Source organism: Sandarakinorhabdus rubra, from assembly GCF_010994245.1.
Taxonomy (GTDB): Bacteria; Pseudomonadota; Alphaproteobacteria; order Sphingomonadales; family Sphingomonadaceae; genus Sandarakinorhabdus; species Sandarakinorhabdus rubra.
This window is the reverse complement of record NZ_WMHO01000238.1, coordinates 1-3,767: the sequence shown is the minus strand read 5'-3', so window position 1 is coordinate 3,767 and position 3,767 is coordinate 1. Positions and strand designations below refer to the sequence as shown.

The 3,767-nt window shown below is 68.2% G+C and carries 7 protein-coding genes; all 7 read left to right on the top strand.

The window, feature by feature from the left end; genetic code table 11:
* On the top strand, window positions 1-537 hold a 537-nt coding region (locus tag GJV64_RS12495), incomplete at its 5' end, for a zinc-binding dehydrogenase (RefSeq protein WP_328799186.1).
* A gap of 42 nt (window positions 538-579) precedes the next feature.
* Window positions 580-918, top strand: coding sequence for a hypothetical protein (locus GJV64_RS12490; protein ID WP_164157589.1), 339 nt, complete (start codon window positions 580-582; stop codon window positions 916-918).
* Window positions 919-928: 10 nt separating this feature from the next.
* Complete coding sequence (locus GJV64_RS12485) at window positions 929-1,306, top strand: cupin domain-containing protein (protein ID WP_164157587.1); 378 nt, start codon at window positions 929-931, stop codon at window positions 1,304-1,306.
* Window positions 1,300-2,037, top strand: a complete 738-nt coding sequence (locus GJV64_RS12480) for a TlyA family RNA methyltransferase (protein ID WP_164157585.1) — start codon at window positions 1,300-1,302, stop codon at window positions 2,035-2,037. Before GJV64_RS12485 ends, GJV64_RS12480 begins: the two co-directional genes overlap by 7 nt.
* A 69-nt stretch (window positions 2,038-2,106) precedes the next feature.
* Window positions 2,107-2,661, top strand: coding sequence for a TspO/MBR family protein (locus tag GJV64_RS12475; protein ID WP_164157583.1), 555 nt, complete (start codon window positions 2,107-2,109; stop codon window positions 2,659-2,661).
* A 3-nt stretch (window positions 2,662-2,664) separates the two neighbouring features.
* Complete coding sequence (locus tag GJV64_RS12470) at window positions 2,665-2,964, top strand: accessory factor UbiK family protein (protein WP_164157581.1); 300 nt, start codon at window positions 2,665-2,667, stop codon at window positions 2,962-2,964.
* Between the two features lie 117 nt (window positions 2,965-3,081).
* Window positions 3,082-3,600, top strand: a complete 519-nt coding sequence (locus tag GJV64_RS12465) for a type III secretion system chaperone family protein (protein ID WP_205599625.1) — start codon at window positions 3,082-3,084, stop codon at window positions 3,598-3,600.
* The last annotated feature ends 167 nt before the right edge of the window (window positions 3,601-3,767 follow it).

Sequence of the window (3,767 nt, the reverse complement as noted above, 5' to 3'; positions counted from 1 at the left end):
GTCGGCCCGCAACTGGCGGCGCGGCCGGGCGCCAGCGTCCTGGTGGTCGGCGGGCTTGCCCAGAGTGTCGGCCTCTATGCCGCGGCCTGTGCCGTTGCGGCCGGGGCGGGGCGCGTGCTCTACCTTGATGATGATGCTGGGCGCCGCGCCCGCGCCGCCCAGCTTGGAGCCGAGGTGGCGCCCCTGGCACTGGGCGAGGGGCGGGCGCCTGGCGAGCTGTTCGATATCGTGGTCGAGGCGGCGGGCCAGGCCGAGGCGCTGGCCTTTGCGATCCGGTCTGCCGGGCGCAACGCGGTGCTCACCAGCGTCTCCATCCATCTCGCCCCGCTCACGCCGGTGCCGCTGACCGAGGCCTATTATCGCGGGCTGACGCTGGTGACGGCGCGCGCCGATTCGCGCGCCCATCTGCCGGCGGTGGTCGATTGCCTGGCTTGCGGCCGGCTCGACCCGGCGCCGGTCACCCACCGGGTTGCCCGCTTTGCCGAGGCGGCCGACGCGATGAGCGATCCGGGGCCAAAACTGATGTTCGTCGCCTGAGCCGCAGTTGCAAGCAGCGGTGGCTGGCGTAAGCTTGCCGCCATGCTGCATCTCATCGGGCTCGTGCTGGCGCTTACCGATCCTCCTGCTGCCCCGGCGGCCGGCCCGGCGGCGACCTGCCTGATCGTTGGCCGCCAGCTGGAATACAAGGTGGTGGACGAGGGCGCGCTGGCGATCCGCGCCGGCGGGCGCTGGCACCGCTCGCGCCTGCCTGATGGCTGCCCCGGGCTGGTGCCCAATCGCATCGTCGTGCGGCGCGAGGCCTCCCCCCGCCTGTGCGCCAACGACCTGTTCGAGGTGAAGGACAATTTCACCCCCGAGGTGTTCAGCCTGTGCCGCTTTGGTCCATTCGAGCCGCTGGCCAAGGGTACGCGATTCTAGAAGGGGAGACATGATGATGCTGAAGACCTGGGGCATCGGGGCCGGCCTGGTGCTGGCCGGCTTTGGCGCCGGCCTCGCCTTTGCCCAGGCCGGCACGCAGACCGGCCGCACCCCGCAGTTCGCCAACGACGAGGTGAAGGTGTGGCGCTCGGTGATCGCGGTGGGCAATCCGCTGCCGCTGCACCGCCATGATCATCCGCGCGTGCTGGTCGCCCTGAAGGGTGGCACAATGGATATCCGCGAGGAAACCGGCCAGTCCGACATCCAGCAGTGGGAAACCGGCAAGGCCTATTGGTTGCCGGCCAATCCCAAGACCTTGCACCAGGATGTGAATGTCGGGAAGGAACCGATCGAGGTGATGGTGGTGGAACTGCAAAAGGCGTGGTGAAGCAGAGAGTCGACCAACTTCTGGTGGAGCGCGGTCTGGCCGAAAGCCGAACCCGGGCGCAGGCGCTGGTGATGGCCGGGCTGGTCTTTTCCGGCGACCGCAAGATCGCCAAGTCCGGCGACACGCTGCCCGCCGATGCCCCGATCGAGGTCAAGGGCCGCGATCATCCATGGGTGTCGCGCGGCGGCATCAAGCTCGATCATGGCCTGACGCACTTCGGCTGGGACGTGGCAGGCGCCATCGCCATCGATGTCGGCAGCTCCACCGGCGGCTTCACCGATGTGCTCCTGAGCCGAGGCGTGAGCCGTGTCTATGCGGTCGATTCGGGGACCAACCAGCTGGCCTGGAAACTGCGGCAGGATCCGCGGGTGGTGGTGCTGGAACAATTGTCGGCGCGCCTCTTGACCCGCGAGCATGTTCCCGAACCGGTGGACCTGATCGTCTGCGATGCCAGCTTCATCAGCCTTATGAAGGTGTTGCCGGTGCCGATGGGACTGGCCAGGCCCACGGCACGCCTGCTGGCACTGATCAAGCCGCAGTTCGAGGCCGGGCGGGGTGAGGTGGGCAAGGGCGGCGTTGTGCGCGATGCGGCGGTGCATGAACGCGTGTGCCGCGAAGTGGCGGACTGGATGGCGGGCGAGGGCTGGGCGGTCGCCGGCATCACGCCCAGCCCGATCACCGGCCCGGAAGGCAATGTGGAATTCCTGATCGCCGCGACGCGTGGGGCTTGAGGCCGTGCGGCAATGCAGGCCGGCACGGCAGGATGGCGCGGGCGCCGTCGGCAAGGTAGAACGCGCCCGATGACCGCCCTCGATTCTGCCGCCACCGAATTGCCTGCACCCTGGTTCAGCACCGGCAGCTTCGTGCGCGCCGCGATCGTGTTCGTGCCGGCGATTCTGTTTGTCGGCGGGCTTATGGCGCGCGTTGCCGGGTCCACCGATACCAACCCCTGGTACCAGTCGCTCACCCTGCCGGTGTTCCAGCCGCCGCCGGCGCTGTTCGGCATTGCCTGGGCCATTCTCTACACGCTGATCGCGCTGGCGCTGGCCTTCGTGTGGGGCAGCCGCGACGTGCCTGGCAAGGGCCTTGCGATTGGCCTGTTTGCGGCCGGCTTTGCGCTCAACCTCACCTGGTCGCCGCTGTTCTTCCGCGCCCACATGATCAGCGCGGCGCTGGGCGTGCTGGTCGCCATGCTGCTGGTGGCGCTGGCCACCGCCTGGGCCTCCTGGCGGATCAACCGGCTGGCCGGCTGGCTGATGATCCCCTATGTGCTGTGGCTGTGCTTTGCCATGGCCATCAACACCAGCGTGCTGGTGCTGAACCCCACCGCCGACGCCATGCAGATGGGAGTGTGAACGATGCAGACCGACAACAAGCTGTTCGAGGATTTCTCCAAGGTCGCCACCGCTGCCATGGGCACGCTCGCCGGCGCCACCCGCGAGTTTTCCGACGTGGCGCGGGAGCGGATGAAGGAGTTCGTGGGCGCCGCCGAGATCAGCCGTGACGAGTTCGAGGCGGTGAAGGCCAGCGCCGCCGCCGCCCGCGAGGCGGTGGAGCAGTTGAGGGCCGAAGTCGCCGCGCTGAAGGCTGAGCTGGCCGCTGCCGCGCCCGCTGCCGAGCCGGCACGGACGCGCAAATCTGGTGGCAAGTCGGCCTGATATCCACAACATCCTGCATCATCGGCCCATCCGGGGCGTATCCTGGCCTCATATTGATCTTGCCGAATCGATGCCGCTTGCCCAGCCTGTAGCGGGGCATGTATGGGAGGGGCGATCATGAGCTTTCCCGAAATGGATTATCCGGCGGCCGATCCGGCGCCCATCGACACGCTCGAGCAATATTTCGATGCCAATGGCTGGGCGTCGGAACGTCTGGGCGATGAAGAGATCATCACCACCGTCAAGGGCGGCTGGGCCACCTATCAGCTGCGGGCACTGTGGCGCGGCGACGACCGGGTGCTGCAGATCATTGCCCAGGCCGATCTGGTGGTGCCGGAAGCCTTGCGCGCCGCGGCCTATGAAACCATCGGCCTGATCAACGAGCAATTGTGGATGGGCCATTTCGAGCTGTGGTCGGCCGATGGCGCGGTGCTGTTCCGCCACGCCAGCCTGCTGGCCGACGATGATGCCGATGATGGCGGCGACCTGTCGGCCGCGCAGGCCGAGATCCTCACCGAAGCGGCGGTCGAGGAATATGAGCGTTACTATCCGGTGTTCCAGCTGGTGCTGCTCGCAGGTCAGTCGCCGGCCGAGGCGCTGGCCGCGGCGCTGATCGAAACCGCCGGCGAAGCATAACACCGGTATCTGGGGGCTGTGATGGCAGGCGATGCGCCGATCTGGCTGATCGGCTGCGGCAACATGGGCGGCGCGCTGCTGCGGCGCTGGCAGGCCGAAGGGCTGGGGCCGGTGACGGTGATCGATCCGGCGGCGCGTGCGCTGCCGCCCGGCGTCGTCGCGCTGCC

What these genes read in the sequence shown, in the direction of transcription:
- GJV64_RS12490 (WP_164157589.1), top strand. Translation starts at nt 580, where the DNA reads ATGCTGCATCTCATCGGGCTCGTGCTGGCGCTTACCGATCCTCCTGCT.
- GJV64_RS12485 (WP_164157587.1), top strand. Translation starts at nt 929, where the DNA reads ATGATGATGCTGAAGACCTGGGGCATCGGGGCCGGCCTGGTGCTGGCC.
- GJV64_RS12475 (WP_164157583.1), top strand. Translation starts at nt 2,107, where the DNA reads ATGACCGCCCTCGATTCTGCCGCCACCGAATTGCCTGCACCCTGGTTC.
- GJV64_RS12470 (WP_164157581.1), top strand. Translation starts at nt 2,665, where the DNA reads ATGCAGACCGACAACAAGCTGTTCGAGGATTTCTCCAAGGTCGCCACC.
- GJV64_RS12465 (WP_205599625.1), top strand. Translation starts at nt 3,082, where the DNA reads ATGAGCTTTCCCGAAATGGATTATCCGGCGGCCGATCCGGCGCCCATC.